At 66.7% G+C, this 19,399-nt stretch carries 16 protein-coding genes; 14 read left to right on the forward strand and 2 right to left on the reverse strand.

Annotation, left to right across the window (positions count from 1 at the left end):
* Positions 1–13 precede the first annotated feature (13 nt).
* Positions 14–487, forward strand: a complete 474-nt coding sequence (locus N4261_RS10235; protein WP_261760672.1) for a VOC family protein — start codon at positions 14–16, stop codon at positions 485–487.
* A gap of 57 nt (positions 488–544) precedes the next feature.
* Positions 545–943, forward strand: a complete 399-nt coding sequence (locus tag N4261_RS10240; protein ID WP_261760045.1) for a FlxA-like family protein — start codon at positions 545–547, stop codon at positions 941–943.
* A gap of 69 nt (positions 944–1,012) precedes the next feature.
* On the opposite strand, the gene N4261_RS10245 is transcribed toward N4261_RS10240, so the two are convergent.
* Positions 1,013–2,716 (reverse strand): vWA domain-containing protein, encoded by a 1,704-nt coding sequence (locus tag N4261_RS10245; protein WP_261760046.1) that lies wholly within the window; start codon positions 2,714–2,716, stop codon positions 1,013–1,015.
* A gap of 335 nt (positions 2,717–3,051) precedes the next feature.
* Between N4261_RS10245 and N4261_RS10250 the strand changes: the two genes are divergently transcribed.
* The gene (locus N4261_RS10250) at positions 3,052–3,216 is read left to right on the forward strand and encodes a hypothetical protein (RefSeq protein ID WP_261760047.1); all 165 of its coding nucleotides are present in this window, start codon (positions 3,052–3,054) and stop codon (positions 3,214–3,216) included.
* 112 nt (positions 3,217–3,328) lie between these two features.
* Positions 3,329–5,023 carry an NAD(P)/FAD-dependent oxidoreductase gene (locus N4261_RS10255; protein ID WP_261760048.1) on the forward strand — a complete coding sequence of 565 codons (1,695 nt, stop codon included), beginning with the start codon at positions 3,329–3,331 and terminating at the stop codon, positions 5,021–5,023.
* An 82-nt stretch (positions 5,024–5,105) separates the two neighbouring features.
* On the opposite strand, the gene N4261_RS10260 is transcribed toward N4261_RS10255, so the two are convergent.
* Positions 5,106–6,272, reverse strand: coding sequence for a lytic polysaccharide monooxygenase (locus N4261_RS10260; RefSeq protein WP_261760049.1), 1,167 nt, complete (start codon positions 6,270–6,272; stop codon positions 5,106–5,108).
* A 530-nt stretch (positions 6,273–6,802) separates the two neighbouring features.
* Between N4261_RS10260 and N4261_RS10265 the strand changes: the two genes are divergently transcribed.
* From N4261_RS10265 to trpA, 10 genes are all read left to right on the forward strand, one after another.
* Positions 6,803–7,696 carry a LysR family transcriptional regulator gene (locus tag N4261_RS10265; protein WP_261760050.1) on the forward strand — a complete coding sequence of 298 codons (894 nt, stop codon included), beginning with the start codon at positions 6,803–6,805 and terminating at the stop codon, positions 7,694–7,696.
* A gap of 19 nt (positions 7,697–7,715) precedes the next feature.
* On the forward strand, positions 7,716–9,137 hold the full coding sequence (gene leuC / locus N4261_RS10270; RefSeq protein WP_435532058.1) for a 3-isopropylmalate dehydratase large subunit: 1,422 nt from the start codon (positions 7,716–7,718) through the stop codon (positions 9,135–9,137).
* Positions 9,138–9,305: 168 nt separating this feature from the next.
* Positions 9,306–9,962: a 3-isopropylmalate dehydratase small subunit gene (leuD, locus tag N4261_RS10275; RefSeq protein ID WP_261760052.1), complete on the forward strand. Its 657-nt coding sequence runs from the start codon at positions 9,306–9,308 to the stop codon at positions 9,960–9,962.
* Between the two features lie 51 nt (positions 9,963–10,013).
* The gene (gene leuB / locus N4261_RS10280) at positions 10,014–11,123 is read left to right on the forward strand and encodes a 3-isopropylmalate dehydrogenase (RefSeq protein WP_261760053.1); all 1,110 of its coding nucleotides are present in this window, start codon (positions 10,014–10,016) and stop codon (positions 11,121–11,123) included.
* 137 nt (positions 11,124–11,260) lie between these two features.
* Complete coding sequence (asd, locus tag N4261_RS10285) at positions 11,261–12,391, forward strand: aspartate-semialdehyde dehydrogenase (RefSeq protein ID WP_261760054.1); 1,131 nt, start codon at positions 11,261–11,263, stop codon at positions 12,389–12,391.
* Positions 12,392–12,941: 550 nt separating this feature from the next.
* The gene (locus N4261_RS10290; protein WP_261760055.1) at positions 12,942–15,584 is read left to right on the forward strand and encodes a motility hub landmark protein FimV; all 2,643 of its coding nucleotides are present in this window, start codon (positions 12,942–12,944) and stop codon (positions 15,582–15,584) included.
* 79 nt (positions 15,585–15,663) lie between these two features.
* On the forward strand, positions 15,664–16,446 hold the full coding sequence (gene truA, locus N4261_RS10295; protein WP_261760056.1) for a tRNA pseudouridine(38-40) synthase TruA: 783 nt from the start codon (positions 15,664–15,666) through the stop codon (positions 16,444–16,446).
* A 105-nt stretch (positions 16,447–16,551) separates the two neighbouring features.
* A complete protein-coding gene (locus N4261_RS10300; RefSeq protein ID WP_261760057.1) occupies positions 16,552–17,199 on the forward strand; it encodes a phosphoribosylanthranilate isomerase in 648 nt (215 codons plus the stop codon).
* 99 nt (positions 17,200–17,298) lie between these two features.
* Positions 17,299–18,591 carry a tryptophan synthase subunit beta gene (trpB, locus tag N4261_RS10305; RefSeq protein ID WP_435532059.1) on the forward strand — a complete coding sequence of 431 codons (1,293 nt, stop codon included), beginning with the start codon at positions 17,299–17,301 and terminating at the stop codon, positions 18,589–18,591.
* Complete coding sequence (trpA, locus tag N4261_RS10310; RefSeq protein ID WP_261760059.1) at positions 18,588–19,385, forward strand: tryptophan synthase subunit alpha; 798 nt, start codon at positions 18,588–18,590, stop codon at positions 19,383–19,385. Before trpB ends, trpA begins: the two co-directional genes overlap by 4 nt.
* Positions 19,386–19,399 lie beyond the last annotated feature (14 nt).

Genomic DNA, 19,399 nt, shown 5'->3' on the forward strand with positions numbered 1-19,399 from the left:
GACGGCATCGCACATGACCGCATCGAACCACAAGCCATACCGCATCCTCGGCATCCAGCAGATCGCCATCGGCGGCCCCGACAAGTCGGCGCTGCGCAAGCTGTGGGTGGATGTGCTGGGCCTGACGGTGACCGGCCACTTCGTCTCCGAGCGGGAGAATGTCGACGAGGACATCTGCACCATCGGCAGCGGTCCGCACAAGGTCGAGGTGGACCTGATGCAGCCGCTGGATCCCGAGAAGAAGCCGGCGGTGCATGCCACGCCGCTCAACCATGTCGGCCTGTGGGTGGACGATCTGCCCAAGGCGGTGGAATGGATGACGGCGCACGGCGTGCGCTTCGCGCCGGGCGGCATCCGCAAGGGCGCGGCGGGCTACGACATCTGCTTCATTCATCCGAAAAGCAATGAAGCGTTTCCGATCGGCGGGGAAGGGGTGCTGATCGAGCTGGTGCAGGCGCCTCCGGAGGTGGTGGCGGCGTTGGGGTGATCGGGGGTCAAGCTTTGCTGGCATCTGCCGATATCCAGGGATACCGCAGAGACCGCCATGAACGTTTCCATCCCCTCCGCCCAAGCGTCCACTGGCGCGTCGTCCTCCGGCAGCGCCGGCAGCTCAAGCGGTGATTCTCAGATCGCCCGTCTGCAGAACCAGCTCAAGCAGTTGCAACGCCAGCAGAAGGAAGCCGCCAGCGATTCCAGCGGCAGCGACAAGGCCAAGCAGGATCGTCAGAAACTGCTCCAGGCCCAGATCCAGGTGGTGATGCAGCAGATCAGCAGCCTGCAGGCGGAGCAGGCCAAGGCGTCGCAGTCGTCGGCCAGCGCGACGCCGGTGGCCGCCACGGCGGGCAGCAACGCGGATGCAGACGCCGGTGCAAACGCAGGGCCAGCGAGTGCCGCACCGTCCGTCGGATCGACGATGGGTGCCTATCTCGATACCTACGCCTGACCGTCCTGCGACTTCCCTCTGCGCCGCAGCGACACCGGTTCAGCGATCGGCGTCGTCACAGGCGCACGGTCAGCGCTTCAGGGTGGCGGACAGCTCCGCCAGGCGCGTGAATTCGGCGCGGTGCCCGAAGCGGTCTTCGCCGCGCGCGCCGCGGGCCAGCGGCACGAACTGATCCGGGCCGTAGTCGCCGATCAGCGGGCTGCCGCGCAACCATTGACCCCAGCCCGCCACGGCCACGGCGAATCGCGTGTCCGCATCCTGCGCGGCCAGCGCCGGTAGAACCGTCGGCTTCAGCACCGGCAAGGCAACGAGTTGGCTCTCGGTCTGGCCGGGCGACTTGTAGCGCAGCTTGATCCAGGCGAGTTCCTCCGCCTTGTCGGCGGATGCGTTGCCGGCCTTCTTCCGCGCGCCGCCACCGTCGGACTTGTTGCCGGTGGCACCTTCGCTGCCATAGCGCAACGGATCCACCGGGCCGCGCGCCCCGACCGGCACATACTCATACAGCGCGGTGACCTGATGGCCGGCGCCGATGTCACCGGCATCCACCTGGTCGTTGTTGAAGTCCTCGCGCTTGAGTGCATGCAACTCGAAGCCGATGAGGCGGTAGGCCTGGACGTTCGCCGGATTGAATTCGACCTGCAGCTTCAGATCCTGGGCGATGGTGGCCAGGGTGGAGGTCATCTCGTTGACCAGCACCTTGTGGGCTTCCTGCAGCGAGTCCAGGTAGTGATAGCTGCCGTCGCCGACGTCGGCCAGCTTCTTCATCAGGGCTTCGTTGTAGTTGCTGTCGCCCACACCCAGGGTGGTCAGGCTGATGCCGCGCTTGCGCTCGCCCTCGACCAGGGCTTTGAGTTCGTTCGGGTCGGTGACGCCGATGTTGAGGTCACCATCGGTGGCCAGCAGCACCCGGTTGATCCCACTCTCCATCAGCGATTCACGCGCCTGCGCATAGGCCAGCCGCAGGCCGCCCTCGCCGTAGGTGCCGCCGCTGGCCACCAGTTGGCCGATGGCCGCATTGATGCGGTCCTTCTCATGTCCCGGGGTCGGTGGCAGCACGACGCGACTGCCGCTGGCATAGGTCACCAGGCTGACGCGGTCCACCGGCCGCAGTTGCGCGGTCAGCAGGCGCAGCGCCGATTGCACCAGCGGCAGACGGTCCTGCGGCCCCATGGAGCCGGAGACATCCACCAGGAACACCAGGTTGGCCGGCGGCAGGCTGGCTTTGGCCACGTCCTTGCCCTTGATCGCGATGCGGATCAGGCCGCGCTCCGCTTGCCAGGGCGAGGCCATTACCTGGGCGCGAACCTTGAACGGATCGCGCTCGCCGGCCTCCGGGCCGGGGGCGTCGAAGCCGAAGTAGTTGACCAGTTCCTCGACCCGCACCGCATCCTTGGGCGGCAGCTGGCCGCGATTGATGAAGCGGCGGACGTTGGCATAGCTGCCGGTGTCCACGCTGGCGCTGAAGGTGGAGACCGGCTGCTCGGCGGTGGCCTGCCAGCCGTTGTCGGAAAACGCGGTGTACTTGGCGGTGTCCGGCGCCGGCGCCCGCGGCAGGATCGCCATCGAGTGCATCGGGGCGGGCATGCCGGCCATGACCGGGGCCGGCGCCATGGGGGCCGATGGCATCGGCGGGGGCATGTCTTGCCTCAGACGGTCGGACCCGCAACCGATCAGGGCGAATGCCCCCGCGGCCATGACCAGGGCCGGAGCGGCCTTGAGGCGCAGTCCGGCAAGACCGCGGCGCAGGGCCGACGGCGAATGGGTGAATCTCATTGGTGTCTCTCCCTCGTGATGATCACACCGGGTGGCCGCGCAGGCGGGCGCGTCGGTCCCCGCGCGCGACGCCGCGGGTCAGCAGGCGGCGCGGATCCGGTTGAAGCCACAACGCGGGCGCGGCAGCCACGTTGACAGGGTGAGCGATGACCGGCGTCGAGGCCGGCGGGCAGGGGCGTCAGGTCTGCACTTCCAGGGTGGGTGCGGTCGGAGGTAAACTCCCGCCCTTCACCGTATTTCCGACGCTGCTCAAAGCGCCGGGCCCCTTGGTGGGCTGTGGCTGGCGAGTCTGTGCCTTCGGGTGGGTGTTACTTCAGTTCATTACCGGAGCCAACATGGGCAACAAGATCATCACCGAAGCCGACCGTCGCGCTTCTCCCCGTCCCGTCGCCCCCAAGGGCGTCACGCTGACCGCCGGTCGCGGCCAGAAGCGCAGCCTGGAGCGCGGCTCGCACACCCGCAGCAAGAAGAACCCGGGCAAGCGTCCGCACTCGGGTTGAGTTCCGACGGGACCCTGGTCCCGGCTGAACCCAAAAAACAGGCCCGTTTGCACGGGCCTGTTTTGTTTCTTCCCGGCCATCGCCGGCCTGCTTTTCTGCTCGATCAATCGCCATGATCCGCATCAACGAACTCCGCCTCCCGCTCCATCATCCGGAAGACGCCCTGCGCCCGGCCGTGGTGGCCCGGCTGGGCATTCCCGACGACCAACTCCAGGCGTTCACCGTCTTCAAGCGCAGCTACGACGCCCGCAAGAAGACCGCGATGGTGCTGATCTACAGCATCGACGCCGACATCGGCGATGCCGCCGCCGAGGCTGCGCTGCTCCAGCGCCTGCAAGGCGACGCGCACATCAAGCCGTCCCCCGACACCCATTACCGTTTCGTCGGCCATGCGCCGGCGGACTTCCATGCCCCCGACCGCCCCCGACCGATCGTCATCGGCTTCGGCCCCTGCGGCATCTTCGCGGCGCTGATCCTGGCCCAGATGGGCCTTCGTCCGATCGTCCTGGAGCGGGGCAAGGAGGTGCGTGAGCGCACCAAGGACACCTGGGGCCTGTGGCGCCAGAGCGAGCTCCATCCCGAATCGAATGTGCAGTTCGGCGAGGGCGGTGCCGGCACCTTCTCGGACGGCAAGCTCTACAGCCAGATTTCCGATCCCCGCTTCCTCACCCGCAAGGTGCTGACCGAGTTCGTCAAGGCCGGCGCGCCGGAAGAGATTCTCTACGTCAGCAAGCCGCACATCGGCACCTTCCGGCTGGTGAGCATGGTGATCAAGATGCGGGCCGAGATCGAACAGTTGGGCGGTGAGATCCGCTTCCAGCAAAAGGTCACCGACCTGCTGATCGAGCCCGATGGCGACGGCGTCCAGCACGTTCGCGGCGTGACCTTGGTCTCCGGCGAGCAACTGCGCGCCGACCATGTCGTGGTGGCCCTGGGCCACAGCGCCCGAGACACCTTCCAGATGCTGCATGAGCGCGGCGTCTACATGGAGGCCAAGCCGTTCTCGATTGGCTACCGGATCGAGCATCCGCAATCCATCATCGACAAGGCCCGCTTCGGCCCCAATGCCGGCCATCCCATCCTGGGCGCGGCGGACTACAAGCTGGTGCACCACGCCGGCAACGGGCGCTCGGTCTACAGCTTCTGCATGTGTCCCGGCGGCACCGTGGTGGCGGCGACCTCCGAGCCGAACCGCGTGGTCACAAACGGCATGAGCCAGTACTCGCGCAATGAGCGCAATGCGAATGCCGGCATCGTGGTGGGCATCTCGCCGCAGGATTACCGGCAAGACGGCAAGCGCGACGATTCACCGGTCAATCCGCTCGATGGGCTGGCCTTCCAGCGCTACTGGGAGTCCCGAGCCTTTGAACTGGGTGAAGGGGCCTACCGCGCGCCGGCGGCGCTGGTTGGCGACTTCATCAAGCGTCAGCGCAGCACCGCGCTGGGCGGCGTCGAGCCCAGCTACAAGCCGGGCGTGACGATGACCGACCTGCAGCAAAAAGGATTCGGCAGCCTGCCCGAGTACGCGCTGGACGCGATCCGCGAGGCGCTGCCGGCCTTCGAGAAGCAGATCCGTGGCTTTTCGATGAATGACGCGGTCCTCACCGGCGTGGAGACCCGCACCTCGTCCCCGCTGCGCATCACGCGCGGCAAGGATTACCAAAGCCTCAATGTCCGTGGTCTGTACCCGGCAGGCGAGGGCGCCGGTTATGCCGGCGGGATCATGTCCGCCGGGGTGGATGGCATCGAGGTCGCAGAGGCGCTGGGGCGCTCGATGCTGGGTCTGGACGGCGTGCGGCAGAGCTGATCGCGGTGGTGTCGATTCAGGCCGCCGGTCCTTGCGGACTCGGCGGCCTTTTCACATGCGGGCTTCGCGTCTCAACCTGCGGTCACAGCGCTTTCCACAGGATGTCGAGCACGCCGGCGGCGGACGGCGTCCAGCCGGCGCCTTGATACGCGGTGTGCGCCTGCAGGCAGCGGTAGCGCTTGCCTTGGTAGCTCACGACCTGTCCCACGGCATAGCTCGCGCCTTCCACCCAGGCTGGGCTGTCGCCGGGCGTGGTCGGTGGCGTGGTCGGCGGTGTGGCGGGCAGCAGCACGTCCATCGCATAGCTCGCGCCGGAGGCGGCGTTCAGCAGATAGACATCCATCACCGTCACCCCGCTCGGGACCACCACATTGCCGCCCTGCAGCGTGCCGATGCGCAGATAGGCGGACGCCTGGTTCGCCCGCGCCGCGATCTGCGACAGCCATGCCGCCTTGGCGGTGGCGGCGGGCAGGGTCAGGGCGATGGTTTCCAGATCGCCGCCCGATTTGTCGAACACGCGCAGCTTGACCTGGCTGTTGAGCGGCAGGTCCTGCGCGGCCGAGACCTGCCCGATCTGCTTCAGCCCGGTCGGGACGGAGGGCGGGGTGGTGGCACCACCGAAGTCGACATCCGAGCAGGCATAGAAGGCCTCGGTGCTGTCGGCGCGCTGCCAGACCGAGAACAGCACCTGCTTGCCGCTGCGCTTGGGCAGGCTCAGCTTCATCGTGTAGGTCTTGCCGGAGGTGACGATCTGGTCCGGCCCGAGTTGGGCGACCTGTTCCAGATCGGACCAGCGCAGCGGCGAGGCGGTGGGTGTCCAGCCATCACGCGTCAGGAAGAAGGTCCAGTTCAGCGACCGATGGGGCGCGGTGGCGTTGTAGCGGTATTCGTACTTGCCGTCGGTGCCTGGCGACCAGGCGGTGGCGGGCCAGTCGTTGCGGGCCAGGTCGAAACCCTTGAACTTCTCCTGACCGCCGGCGCAGATCTTCAGATCGGGCACCACGGCGCGGTGATTGCCGTTGGCGGCGGCCTGGTTCACGCCGTTCCAGTCATAGAGGGCTTGCTCACCACCGGTGGCGATGGCCGCCTGGCATGCCGGCAGCGACGGGTTCTTGTAGCAGTTGTATTGCCGCGAGATGGGGAACTCCGGCGCGCCGTGGGCCAGGGCGTCGGATGCGGGGGTCCAACCCAGCAGGCCCAAGAGGCAGGCGCCGCTCAGGCGAGTGAGAACAGGGGTCAAGGCAGGCATGGTCGTCTCCTTCAGGTGGAAGTCGAATGCGCAAGCCAGTGGGCCGGCGTGCGCAACGGGGATCGCCATTCTTTGGAGCGGTTTGCGGTTGCCCTCCCGTTCAAAGCCCGGGAAATTGACATCTCACCGCTACAGATGTGTCGATACCTCGATTTGCGTGAGCCACTCGCAACAATATCGGCAAATTAATGGCGCGTTAAAACCAAATAAATTCCAAATAAATGCCAACGAGTAACCAAAGCAAGACCACCATAAGACGCCGTTTGACGCTCCGCAATGCCCAGTGAGCCGAAGAAAGGAATGACTGAAAGATCCGACAGGTCGGGTTGAATTCGACCTGACCATCGCTTATGGCCTCATAGGGGGGAGCCGTGGAGACATGAATGACCAGGATCCGGTTGCGTGGAACCGATCGGGCCGCTGCCGCCACCTCGTGATGAGCATTCGCTCGCCACGAAGGAAGTATCATCCGGACCAATAGCCAGGTCATCTCGACGAAGGCTAGAGTTCAACTTCGACGCCTCACCACCATGCGCCTGGACCTCACCACCCTCAATCTTGTGCTGGCGATCGAGCAGACCCGCTCGATCACCCGTGGGGCCGAGCGCGAGCATCTGGCGCTGGCCGCCGCCAGCAAGCGCATTTCGGACCTGGAGACGCGTCTGGGCGTGCAGTTGTTCGAGCGTCGCGCCCGCGGCGTCGAGCCCACCGAGGCGTGCCGGGCCTTGGTGCGGCACATCCGCTCGCTGCATGCGTCATTGCATGCGCTCGAGAGCGAGGTGGTGGAGTTCGCGCGCGGCATCAAGGGGCATCTGCGCATTGCGGCCAATGCCGGCGCGATCGCCGAAGCGCTGCCGCCGGATCTCGCCGCCTTCTCGCAGGCCCATCCGCAGATTCGCATCAGCCTGGAAGACCAGACCAGCGCCGAGGTGCAGGCCGCGGTCGCCGAAGGCCGGGCGGATGTCGGCGTGTTCACTGCGCCTTTGCTCGACAACCGGCTGCAGACTTGGGCGTACCGGCAGGGTCGGCTGGCGGTGCTGGTGCCCAACCAGCATGTGCTGGCCGAGCGTGACGCGGTGAGCTTCGATGACCTGCTGGAGCATGACCTGGTCGGCCTGCACAGCGGCGCGGCGGCGCAGGAACTGATGATGCAGGAAGCCCTCGCGCGCGGCCGTACGCTCAAGGCGCGGCTGCAGGTGCGTGGCTTTGATGCGATTGCGCAGCTGGTTGAGGCCGGCATGGGTGTGGCGGTGCTGCCGGATGCGCCGGCGCGTCGTTTTGCGCAGGTGTTCGCGGTCAAGCGGCTGCGCCTGGAAGAAGCCTGGGCGCAGCGAGACTATGTTCTGGGCGTGGCGCGCCAGGAGCGCCTGCCGACGGTGGTGCAGCGCTTCGTCGATGCGCTCTGCCCCCAACCCTCGAAGTGATGGAGAGTCCCTCATGACCATGTCCAACGGTTCCCCCCGCACCCTCTACGACAAGCTCTGGGACGAGCATGTGGTGCACACCGAGGAGGACGGCACCGCCGTGCTCTACATCGATCGCCACCTGGTCCATGAAGTGACCAGTCCCCAGGCGTTCGAAGGCCTGGATCTGGCCGGCCGCAAGGTCTGGCGGCTGTCGGCCAACCTGGCGGTGAGCGACCACAACGTGCCCACCACCGACCGCAGCCAGGGCATTGCCGATCCGGTGTCGCGCTTGCAGGTCGACACGCTCGACAAGAACTGCGACCACCACGGCATCACCCAGTTCAAGATGAGCGACAAGCGCCAGGGCATCGTTCATGTGATCGGCCCGGAGCAGGGCGCCACGCTGCCCGGCATGACGGTGGTCTGCGGTGACAGCCACACCTCCACCCACGGTGCGTTCGGTGCGCTGGCGCACGGCATCGGCACCTCCGAGGTCGAGCATGTGCTGGCCACCCAGACCCTGCTGGCCAAGAAGGCCAAGAACATGCTGGTGAAGGTGGACGGTCAATGCGCGCCCGGCGTTGGCGCGAAGGACATCGTGCTGGCGATCATCGGCCGCATCGGCACCGCCGGCGGTACCGGCTACACCATCGAGTTCGCCGGATCCGCCATCCGCAGCCTGTCGATGGAAGGGCGCATGACGGTCTGCAACATGGCGATCGAGGCGGGCGCCCGCGCTGGCCTGATCGCCGTCGACGACACCACCCTCCAGTACGTCAAGGGGCGTCCCTTCACGCCGTCCGGCGTGGAATGGGACCAGGCGGTGCGCTACTGGCGCACGCTGCAATCCGATCCGGGTGCCCACTTCGACCATGTGGTGGCGCTGGATGCCGCGCAGATCCGCCCGCAGGTGACCTGGGGCACCTCGCCGGAGATGGTGCTGTCCATCGAGGACCGCGTACCCGATCCCGACAAGGAAAAAGACGCGGTCAAGCGCGGCGCCATGGAGCGCGCGCTGCAGTACATGGCGCTGGAGCCCAACAAGGCGATCAACGACATCCGCATCGACAAGGTCTTCATCGGCTCCTGCACCAACAGCCGCATCGAGGACATGCGCGAAGCCGCCGCAGTGGTGAAGCGCCTGGGCGGTCGGGTGGCCGGCAATGTGAAGCTGGCCATGGTGGTGCCGGGCTCCGGCCTGGTGAAGGCGCAGGCCGAGGCCGAGGGCCTGGACCAGATCTTCAAGGCCGCCGGATTCGAATGGCGCGAGCCGGGCTGCTCGATGTGCCTGGCAATGAATGCCGACCGGCTCGAGCCGGGCGAGCGTTGCGCTTCCACCAGCAACCGCAATTTCGAGGGCCGTCAGGGCGCGGGCGGCCGCACCCATCTGGTCAGTCCGGCGATGGCGGCGGCAGCGGCGATGGAAGGGCACTTCGTCGACGTGCGTCGCGTCATGTGAGGCGGCGTGGCGGTGCTGGCAGCGCGCCGAAGGGCGGGTCAGCCGGTGCCGAACAGCCGCTCTGCAGTGGTTGAACGCGTGCTGAGAAGCCGTGGAGATGCTGCAGCGCCGCGCCTCTCAAGGCGGTTTCATCGATGCCCGCCCGGCGGGTCTGAGACAAGGATAGACATGGACAAGTTCACCGTGCACAAGGGCCTGGTGGCCCCGATGGATCGCGAGAACGTCGACACCGACGCGATCATCCCCAAGCAGTTCCTGAAGTCGATCAAGCGCAGCGGCTTCGGTCCCAACCTGTTCGACGAGTGGCGCTACCTCGACCATGGCGAGCCCGGCCAGGATCCGGCCAGCCGCAAGCCCAATCCGGACTTCGTGCTGAACCAGCCGCGCTACCAAGGCGCCTCCATCCTGATTGCGCGCAGCAATTTCGGTTGCGGCTCCAGCCGTGAGCATGCGCCCTGGGCGCTGCAGCAATACGGCTTCCGCGCGCTGATCGCGCCCAGCTTTGCCGACATCTTCTTCAACAACACCTTCAAGAACGGCGTGCTGCCCATCGTGCTGCCGGAGCATCAGGTGGCGCGTTTGTTCGACGAGGTGTTCGGCTTCCCGGGCTACCAGCTGACGGTCGATCTGGCGCGTCAGGTGGTGGTGAAGGCCGATGGCGAGGAGCTGCCGTTCGACGTCCAGCCCTTCCGCAAATACTGCCTGCTGAACGGTTTCGACGACATTGGCCTGACGCTGCGCCATGCCGAGAAGATCAAGGCCTACGAGGCGGAGCGGATTGCCGCCAAGCCATGGCTGAACAACCGGCTCACGCCCAGCGCCTGAATGAAGGCGCACCGGGGCAGGTCACCTGCCTGATTTGCACAAGGAATGAAGATGAAAATTGCAGTCCTGCCGGGTGACGGCATTGGCACCGAAATCGTGGCGGAGGCCGTCAAGGTCTTGAACGTGCTCGAGCTGCCGCTGGAGATGGAAACCGCCCCCGTGGGCGGTGCGGCCTACGAGGTGGCCGGTCATCCGCTGCCCGACGCCACGCTGAAGCTGGCGCAGCAGGCCGACGCGGTGCTGTTCGGTGCCGTCGGCGACTGGAAGTACGACAAGCTGGAGCGCGCGCTGCGGCCCGAGCAGGCCATCCTGGGCCTGCGCAAATCGCTGGGGCTGTTCGCCAACTTCCGTCCTGCGATCTGCTATGAGCAACTGACCCATGCCTCCAGCCTCAAGCCGGAACTGGTGGCGGGCCTGGACATCCTGATCATCCGCGAGCTCACCGGCGACATCTACTTCGGCCAGCCGCGCGGCCGCCGCACGGCGGTCGACGGTCACTTCCCCGGCAGCGAGGAAGCGTTCGACACCATGCGCTATTCGCGGCCGGAGATCGAGCGCATCGCCCATGTCGCCTTCCAGGCCGCGCGCAAGCGCAACAAGAAGGTGACCAGCGTCGACAAGGCCAATGTGCTGGAAACCTTCCAGTTCTGGAAGGATGTGGTGACCGAGGTGCATGCGCAGTATCCGGACGTCGAGCTCGACCACATGTATGTCGACAACGCCGCGATGCAGCTGGTGAAGGCACCGAAGAAGTTCGATGTGGTGGTCACCGGCAACATGTTCGGCGACATCCTGTCCGACGAGGCGGCGATGCTGACCGGGTCCATTGGCATGCTGCCGTCGGCCTCGTTGGACAAGAACAACAAAGGCCTTTACGAGCCCAGCCATGGCAGCGCGCCGGACATCGCCGGCAAGGGCATTGCCAATCCGCTGGCTACAATCCTTTCCGCTGCCATGATGCTCAAGTTCTCCCTCAACCAGCCCGAAGCCGCCGCTCGCATCGAGTCGGCTGTTCAGTCCGTGCTGGCCCAGGGTCTGCGTACCGCAGACATCTGGAGCGAGGGCACCCGCAAGGTGAGCACCCGCGAGATGGGCGAGGCCGTGGTCGCTGCGATTGCAGCGGACACCGGCGCGACCACCACCAAAACCATCAAGAGCTAGTCCAGCTCCGGTTCGTCTCGCCCCCACACAAACCCGGCGAAGCGAGCCGGGCAGGGACCCCCAGGGTTTGTGATGTGTTTGGGCGAAGTTTTTGGGCGAATCAAGGCGCGCTCCGCGCGCTTTCTAAAGGAACGCAAATGACGACATTGGTTGGTTTGGTGGGTTGGCGCGGCATGGTCGGCTCGGTGCTGATGGACCGCATGGCCCAGGAGCGGGATTTCGACCTGATCGAGCCGCTGTTCTTCAGCACCTCGAACGCCGGCGGCGCGGCCCCCTCGTTCGCCAAGAACGAGACGGCGCTGCAGAACGCCTTCGACATCGAGCAGCTCAAGCGCTGCGACATCGTCCTCACCTGCCAAGGCGGCGACTACACCAACGAGGTCTATCCCAAGCTGCGCGCGGCGGGCTGGAACGGTCACTGGATCGATGCGGCCTCGTCGTTGCGGATGAACGAGAACGCCGTCATCGTGCTCGACCCGGTCAACATGCCGGTCATCAAGCAGGCGCTGTCGCAAGGCGGCAAGGACTGGATTGGCGGCAACTGCACCGTCAGCTGCATGCTGATGGGCGTGGGCGCGCTCTACAAGGCGGGTCTGGTGGAGTGGATGTCCACCCAGACCTATCAGGCGGCCTCGGGCGGCGGCGCGCAGCACATGCGCGAGCTGCTGACCCAATACGGCGCGCTGAATGCCGAAGTCAAGTCGCTGCTGGACGACCCGAAGAGCGCCATTCTGGAAATCGACCGCAAGATCATCGCCAAGCAGCGCGGCTTCTCGGCCGATGAGGTGGCCAACTTCGGCGTGCCGCTGGGCGGCTCGCTGATTCCCTGGATCGACAAGGACCTGGGCAACGGCACTTCCAAGGAAGAGTGGAAGGGCATGGCCGAGACCAACAAGATCCTCGGCCAGGGCGAGGGCTTCGGCACCGCCGCCGTGCCGGTGGACGGGTTCTGTGTGCGCATCGGCGCCATGCGCTGCCACAGCCAGGCGCTGACCTTCAAGCTGAAGAAGGATGTGCCGCTGGCCGACATCGAAGCCATGATCGCGGCCGACAACGAATGGGTGAAGGTCGTCCCCAATACCCGCGAAGCCACCATCAAGGACCTGACGCCGGTGGCCGCCACCGGCACGCTGACCATTCCGGTCGGCCGGATCCGCAAGATGGCCATGGGCCCGGAGTATGTCGGCGCCTTCACCGTGGGCGACCAGTTGCTGTGGGGTGCCGCCGAGCCGCTGCGCCGCATGCTGCGCATCCTGCTGGACCGCTGATCCTCCGTTGGCGGTGCGCTGAGCGCGGCGCCGTGTTTCCGGATGCGTCCTCACGGCGAAGCGGAATCGGTCCTGCGATACACATAGAAGAGAAGGGCGCCTGAGAGGTCTCGGCGCCCTTTTTTCATTTGCGTGACGTTTGACGTCTTCAGGCGCGCGGTTCGGTGCCGAAAAAGGGAGTTGAGATGTCGGATGGACGGTGGATGCCTGGCTCCAGGCGGTGCGGGAGTCCGTCGTGAGATCGGTCACGGTGGGCTTGGGCCGGTCAGCGGCTGGCGGCGGCGTTGCCAGCAAACGACAAGCTGGTAACCGGCTGTGAACCAGCGCTGGCTCATGGCTGCTATTCAGGAGCTACCTCAGCAACGGACCGTATATGCTTGCCACCGTTGTGATTTTCTACCGCGGGAACGGACCGTGCCTTGCTGAACGCTCGAGCCGCACAACAACAATACGTCATGACAGGCGGTCCTCTTCGTGTGGCCGCCTTGTTGCTTTGGGGGACGCCTTGAAAAAACATTCGAGCGCATATGCGCGATTTGCACTGAGCCAAGTGGCCGCGGTTACCGCTTTGGGACTGGCGGCAGGTTCGGCCTGGGGGTTGGGACTGGGCAAGCTGACGGTGCAATCGGCGCTGGGTGAAACCCTGCGTGCCGAGATCGACATCAGCAGCATGACGCCCGACGAGGCTTCCTCGTTGAAGCTGCGGGTCGCTCCGCCGGAGTCCTACCGCTCCACCGGTCTGGACTACAACGCCATCCTGACCAGCACGCAGGTGCAGCTGGCCCGTCGTGCAGACGGCCGGCCCTACCTGAAGCTGACCAGCGACCGCGCGGTTCAGGAACCGTTCGTGGACGTGATCCTCGAACTGAGCTGGAGCAACGGCCGCCTGGTGCGCGAGTACACGCTGCTGTTCGATCCCCCCAGCAATGGCAACGTCGCCCGCAACAATGAAGGCGGCGCCTCGCCGGTGATCTCGGCCCCCGCGCCCAGCACCAGTGCCCAGGCGTCGTCGCCGTCGGCCGCCAGTGGCAGTCGGTCGACCGCCTCGGCGTCGGCGTCCCCGAACGGCTCCGCTTCGCGTCCTCGCGCCAACGCGCCCGCTCCGGCCGCCGCGCCGGCACCGGCCACCGGCGCCAGCGAATACACGGTCCAGCCAGGTGACACGCTCTCGCGCATCGCCTCGCGCACCCAGCCTTCCGGCGTCTCGCTGGACCAGATGCTGGTCGGCCTGTATCGCAACAATCCGGACGCCTTCATCAGCAACAACATGAACCGGCTGAAGTCCGGTGCCGTGTTGCAGGTGCCGGGCAGCGAATCGCTGTCCAGCATCCCGCCCAAGGAAGCCCGTCAGGTCATTCAGGCGCAAAGCAGCGACTTCGGCGGTTACCGTCAGCGTCTGGCCGAAGCGGCCCCGACCCTGAAGGCCACCGACAGCGAGCGCCAGGCCAAGGGCAATGTCCAAGCCGCCGTGGAAGAGCGCAAGTCGTCCGCGGCCCAGGCGCCGGACAAGCTGACGCTGAGCAAGCCGGGCGCGGCCACCGAAACCAAGGTGTCGAAGGAGACCGAGAAGAAGGACTCCGCCACCCGCGTGGCCGAACTGACCCGCAACGTGGAAGAGCTGAAGAAGCTTTCCGCCGCTGCCAAGCCCTCTGCACCGACCACCGCCGCTGCACCGGCCCCAGCGCCCACGCTGGCACCCGTGCCTGCGCCGGCGCCGGCGCCGATCCCTCCGGTGACCGTGGCCGCCAATGTGCCGGAGGCCGCTTCTGCCGTGGCCTCGGAGCCGGCCTCCAGTGCCACCGCCGAGGCGGCGGCCTCGGAGCCGGTGATGGCGGCCTCGGCGCCGCCCAAGCCGATCGTCGTGCCGCAGCCGCAGGTTCAGGAAGAGCCTGGCTTGCTCGAAAAGCTGGGCGACTACCTGCCTGCCATCGGTGCGGCCCTGCTGGTGATCGTCGGCGGCGTGGCCTTCACCCGCTGGAAGGCGAAGAAGGATGCCGCCAACCGCGGCGAGACCGCCTTCGCCGAAAGCCGTCTGGCACCGGACTCGTTCTTCGGCCACAGCGGCGGTCAGCGCGTCGATACCCGTGACGGCACCTCGACTGGTCAATCGTCGATGAGCTACTCGCTGAGCCAGCTCGACGCGATCGGCGATGTCGATCCCGTGGCCGAAGCCGATGTGTATCTCGCCTACGGCCGGGATCTGCAGGCCGAGGAAATCCTGAAGGAAGCGCTGCGCGCCAATCCGGAGCGTCTGGCGATTCGCGTCAAGCTGCTCGAGGTCTACGGCAAGCGTCGCGACATCAAGGGCTTCGAGCAACTGGCCATCCAGCTGTATGCTGAAACCAAGGGTCAAGGCGAAGACTGGGCCAAGGTGCAGGAACTGGGCCGCCAGGTGGATCCCGAGAATCCGCTGTACCAGCCCGGCGGCGCGCCGATCACCCTCAGCGGTGATGACGAGGACCGTCCCGAGCCGATGAATGCGAGCACGCTGCCCGCTGCTGCCGCCGGCATCAGCATGGGCCATGGGGCCGACACCGCCATCGCCCGCGCTGCCGCCGCTGCAGCGCCGCGCGACAGCGGTCCGTCCAGCCTGATGGACCTGGACCTGGATCTGGACCTGAACACGCCGCCGCCGCCTGCACCGGCCATGGCCGCCACCCAGGCGCTGCCGAGTTCGGTCAACCAGCCGCCGATGAGCATGGATCTGGACCTGGGCGGCGTCTCTGCGCCGGCCGGCCCGGCCAGCAAGCAGGAGCTGGAGTTCGACCTGGGTGACCTGGGCGACCTGGATGATCTGGGTCAGCAAGGCCGTCCCGCCAAGGCGGCGCCCGCCCCGGATGATTCGCTGGATTTCGATCTGTCCAGCATCAACCTGGACCTGCCGAGCACCGGCGACGACAAGCCGGCCAGCCGTTCCTCGGCCAACAGCGTCCCCGAGCTGGAGCTGCCCGACCTGAGCGCACCGGCCCGCGCGCCGTCGGCGGACACGATGAGCCTGGACGACCTGGGTGTCGACCTGGACAGCATCGATCCGAACGACGACGAAGGCCTGCAGCGTCAGCTCGAGCTGGCGGAAGAGTTCCGCCAGATCGGCGACACCGAAGGCGCCCGCGATGTGCTGCAGGAGCTGGTGGCCAAGGCCGACGGCCCGCTGCGCAGCCGCGCCCAGGCGATGCTGGACCAGCTGCGCTAAAGTCCGCGCTGGTTCACGACAAGGCGCTCGGCCTGGCCGGGCGCCTTTTTCTTTTTCTGGATCGCAATCGGAGCAGTGGATGCGCGTGGCGCTGGGCGTGAGTTACCGCGGCGGGGCCTACAAGGGCTGGCAGAGCCAACCGGGGGGCGGCACGGTGCAAGACCGTCTGGAGGCCGCGCTGGCGCAGTTCGCCGCGCAGCCGATCCGCACCATCTGCGCCGGGCGCACCGACACCGGCGTGCATGGGCTCAATCAGGTCGTCCACTTCGACTCGCCGGTCGAGCGCGAGCCGTTCTCCTGGGTGCGCGGTACCAACCGCTATCTGCCGCCCGACATCGCCGTCCAATGGTCCGCCTTCCCAGGGGACGACTTCCATGCCCGCAACTGGGCACGCGGCCGTCGCTACTGCTATTTGCTGCTGGAATCCAATGTCCGGCCGGCGATCGAAAGCGGCGCCTGCGGCTGGATCTTCCGCCCGCTGGACGGGGACGCGATGCGCGACGCCGCCGCTCGGCTGATCGGCGAGCATGACTTCAGCTCCTTCCGCTCCGCCGAGTGCCAGGCCGCCTCGCCGATCAAGCAGCTGCGGGCGATCGACGTCCATCGGCGCGGTTCCTACTGGCGCTTTGAATTCGATGCCAGCGCCTTCCTGCATCACATGGTCCGCAATTTGATGGGCTGCCTGATCGCGGTGGGCACCGGCAACCGCCCGGCCAGCTGGATCGACGAGGTGCTGGCCGCCCGCTCGCGCGATGCGGCGGCACCGACCTTCGCGCCTGACGGGCTTTACTTCGTCGGCCCTTATTACGATGCGCACTTGGAATTGCCGCAGCGCACCGCCGCCATGGACTGGCTGCCCTGACGCGCGCCTGGCCCGTCATGGTGTCCTGACCGGTGCCTGAACGGGCCTTGGCCGGTCACGGGTCACGCTTTGACGCCCGCTGGATCGACCTGGAAGATGACCCTCATGAGCCGTACCCGAATCAAGATCTGTGGCCTGACCCGAGAGGCCGATGTGGACGCCGCCGTTGAAGCCGGCGCTGACGCCATCGGCCTGGTGTTCTATGCGCCCAGCCCGCGTGCGGTGACGGTGGCCCGAGCCGCGGAACTGGTGCGCCGTCTGCCGCCGTTCGTGACGCCGGTGGGCCTGTTCGTCAATGCCGATGAGGCGACGATCGATGCCGCGCTGCAGGCGCTGCCCCAGTTGCTGCTGCAGTTCCATGGCGACGAGACGCCCGAGCAGTGCGCACGCTGGGCGAGACCCTACTTGCGAGCGGCCCGCATGGCGGAGGGCTTTGATTTGTTAGACTTCGCCCATCGTTTCTCCAGCGCCCAAGCTGTGCTGCTCGACGCCTTCGTCGACGGCTACGGTGGGGGTGGAAAGGTGTTTGATTGGTCACTGCTGCCTCCAAGCGTTCCCTCTCCGGTCGTTTTGTCTGGTGGGTTGAGTGCAGCCAACGTGATCGATGGCGTGCGGAAGGTCCGGCCCTGCGCCGTTGACGTCAGTTCCGGCGTCGAGGTCGCCAAGGGCCTCAAGGACGCCGACAAGATGCGCCAGTTCTGCGACGCCGTGCGCGAGGCCGATCGTCTGATCGCCGCACCTGCGCGCGCCTGAGCGTCGCGCCACACCTATTGCACAAGGGGACATCCCATGTCTTCCACGATCGCTTCCACGTCCGCCGCTTCGTCGGCGCCCGAGCAACTGTCCGCGGCACTGCCCGGCTATGCGCAACCCGATGCCCAGGGACGCTTCGGCCCGGTGGCCGGCGGCCTGGCTCAGGGCTATTACGGCGGACGTTTCGTCGCCGAAACCCTGGTCCATGCGCTGGACGACCTCAACGCGGCCTATGACCGCTACAGCCGCGACCCCGAATTCCTGCGCGAGTACAAGTACGAGCTCGCTCACTTCGTGGGCAGGCCCAGCCCCATCTATCACGCCCGCCGCCTGAGCGAGGAACTGGGCGGCGCCCAGATCTTCCTGAAGCGTGAAGACCTGAACCACACGGGTGCCCACAAGGTGAACAACACCATCGGGCAGGCGCTGCTGGCCCGGCGCATGGGCAAGAAGCGGGTGATCGCCGAAACCGGAGCCGGCCAGCACGGCGTGGCCACCGCCACCATCTGCGCCCGCTACGGCATGGAATGCGTGGTCTACATGGGCTCCGAGGACGTCAAGCGGCAGTCGCCCAATGTCTACCGGATGAACCTGCTGGGCGCGACGGTGGTGCCGGTCGATTCCGGCTCCAAGACCCTCAAAGACGCGCTGAATGAAGCGATGCGTGACTGGGTCACCAACATCGAGTCGACCTTCTACATCATCGGCACCGTGGCCGGTCCGCATCCCTATCCGATGATGGTGCGCGACTTCCAACGCATCATCGGCGACGAATGCCTGGTGCAGATGCCGGAGATGATCGGCCGGCAGCCGGACGCGGTCATCGCCTGCGTGGGCGGCGGCAGCAATGCGATCGGGATCTTCTATCCCTACATTCCGCATGCCGATGTGCGCCTGATCGGCGTGGAAGCGGCCGGCCATGGCGTGGACACGCCCAAGCATGCCGCGACCCTGTCCGCCGGCACGCCCGGCGTGCTGCACGGCAATCGCACCTATCTGCTGCAGGATGCGGCGGGTCAGATCATCGAGACCCATTCCATCTCCGCCGGCCTGGACTATCCCGGCGTGGGCCCGGAGCATGCCTACCTGAAGGACATCGGCCGCGCCGAGTATGTCGGGGCGACCGATGCGGAGGCGCTGTCCGCCTTCCACCGGCTGTGCCGCACCGAGGGCATCATCCCCGCGCTTGAATCCAGCCATGCGATTGCGCATGCGATCAAGCTCGCGCCGACGATGCGTCCGGACCAGCATCTGCTGATCAACCTCTCCGGCCGCGGGGACAAGGACATCGGCACCGTGGCCGACTTGTCGGGCGCCACCTATTTCGACCGTCCGTCCATGGCCGGCCATGCCGTCAAGGGCGGCGCCGAGCTGAACGGAGCTGCACGATGAGCCGCATCCAGACCACCTTCGACCGGCTGCGTGCCGCAGGCCGCAAGGCCCTGATCCCCTATGTCACCGCCGGTGATCCCTACGCGGACGTCACCGTCGAGCTGATGCTGGCGATGGCCGAGGCCGGTGCCGACGTGATCGAGCTCGGCGTGCCGTTCTCCGACCCGATGGCCGATGGCCCGGTCATCCAGCGCGCCAGCGAGCGGGCCCTGGCCAAGGGCATCACCTTGCGCGATGTGCTGGCGATCGTGCGGGAATTTCGCACCCGGGATGCCGAGACGCCGATCGTCCTGATGGGCTATGCCAATCCGATCGAACGCTTCGGTCCCGAGGCCTTCGTCCTGGAGGCCAAGGCCGCCGGCGTGGACGGCGTGCTGGTGGTGGACTATCCGCCGGAGGAATGCGTGGCCTTTGCCGCCGCGCTCAAGGCGCAGGCGATGGACCCCATCTTCCTGCTGGCGCCGACCTCCACCGATGAGCGGGTCGCGCTCATCGGCCGCATGGCCAGCGGCTATGTCTACTATGTCTCGCTCAAGGGCGTGACCGGGGCCGGGCATCTGGACACAAGCGCCGTGGCCGACGCGATGCCCCGCCTGCGGGCCCACATCAGCGTGCCACTGGGGGTGGGGTTTGGCATCCGGGACGGCAAGACCGCGGCGGCGGTTGCGCGCGTGTCGGACGCGGTGGTGATCGGTTCGGCCCTCGTCCAACTGATCGAGTCCCAGACGCGCGATAATGTCGCGATCCAGGCTGCGGCGTTCATCCGAGACATCCGCGCCGCGCTGGACGCCTGACCCGGCGCGCAGCG

The sequence above is a fragment of the Roseateles amylovorans genome (assembly GCF_025398155.2).
GTDB lineage: Bacteria > Pseudomonadota > Gammaproteobacteria > Burkholderiales > Burkholderiaceae_C > Roseateles > Roseateles amylovorans.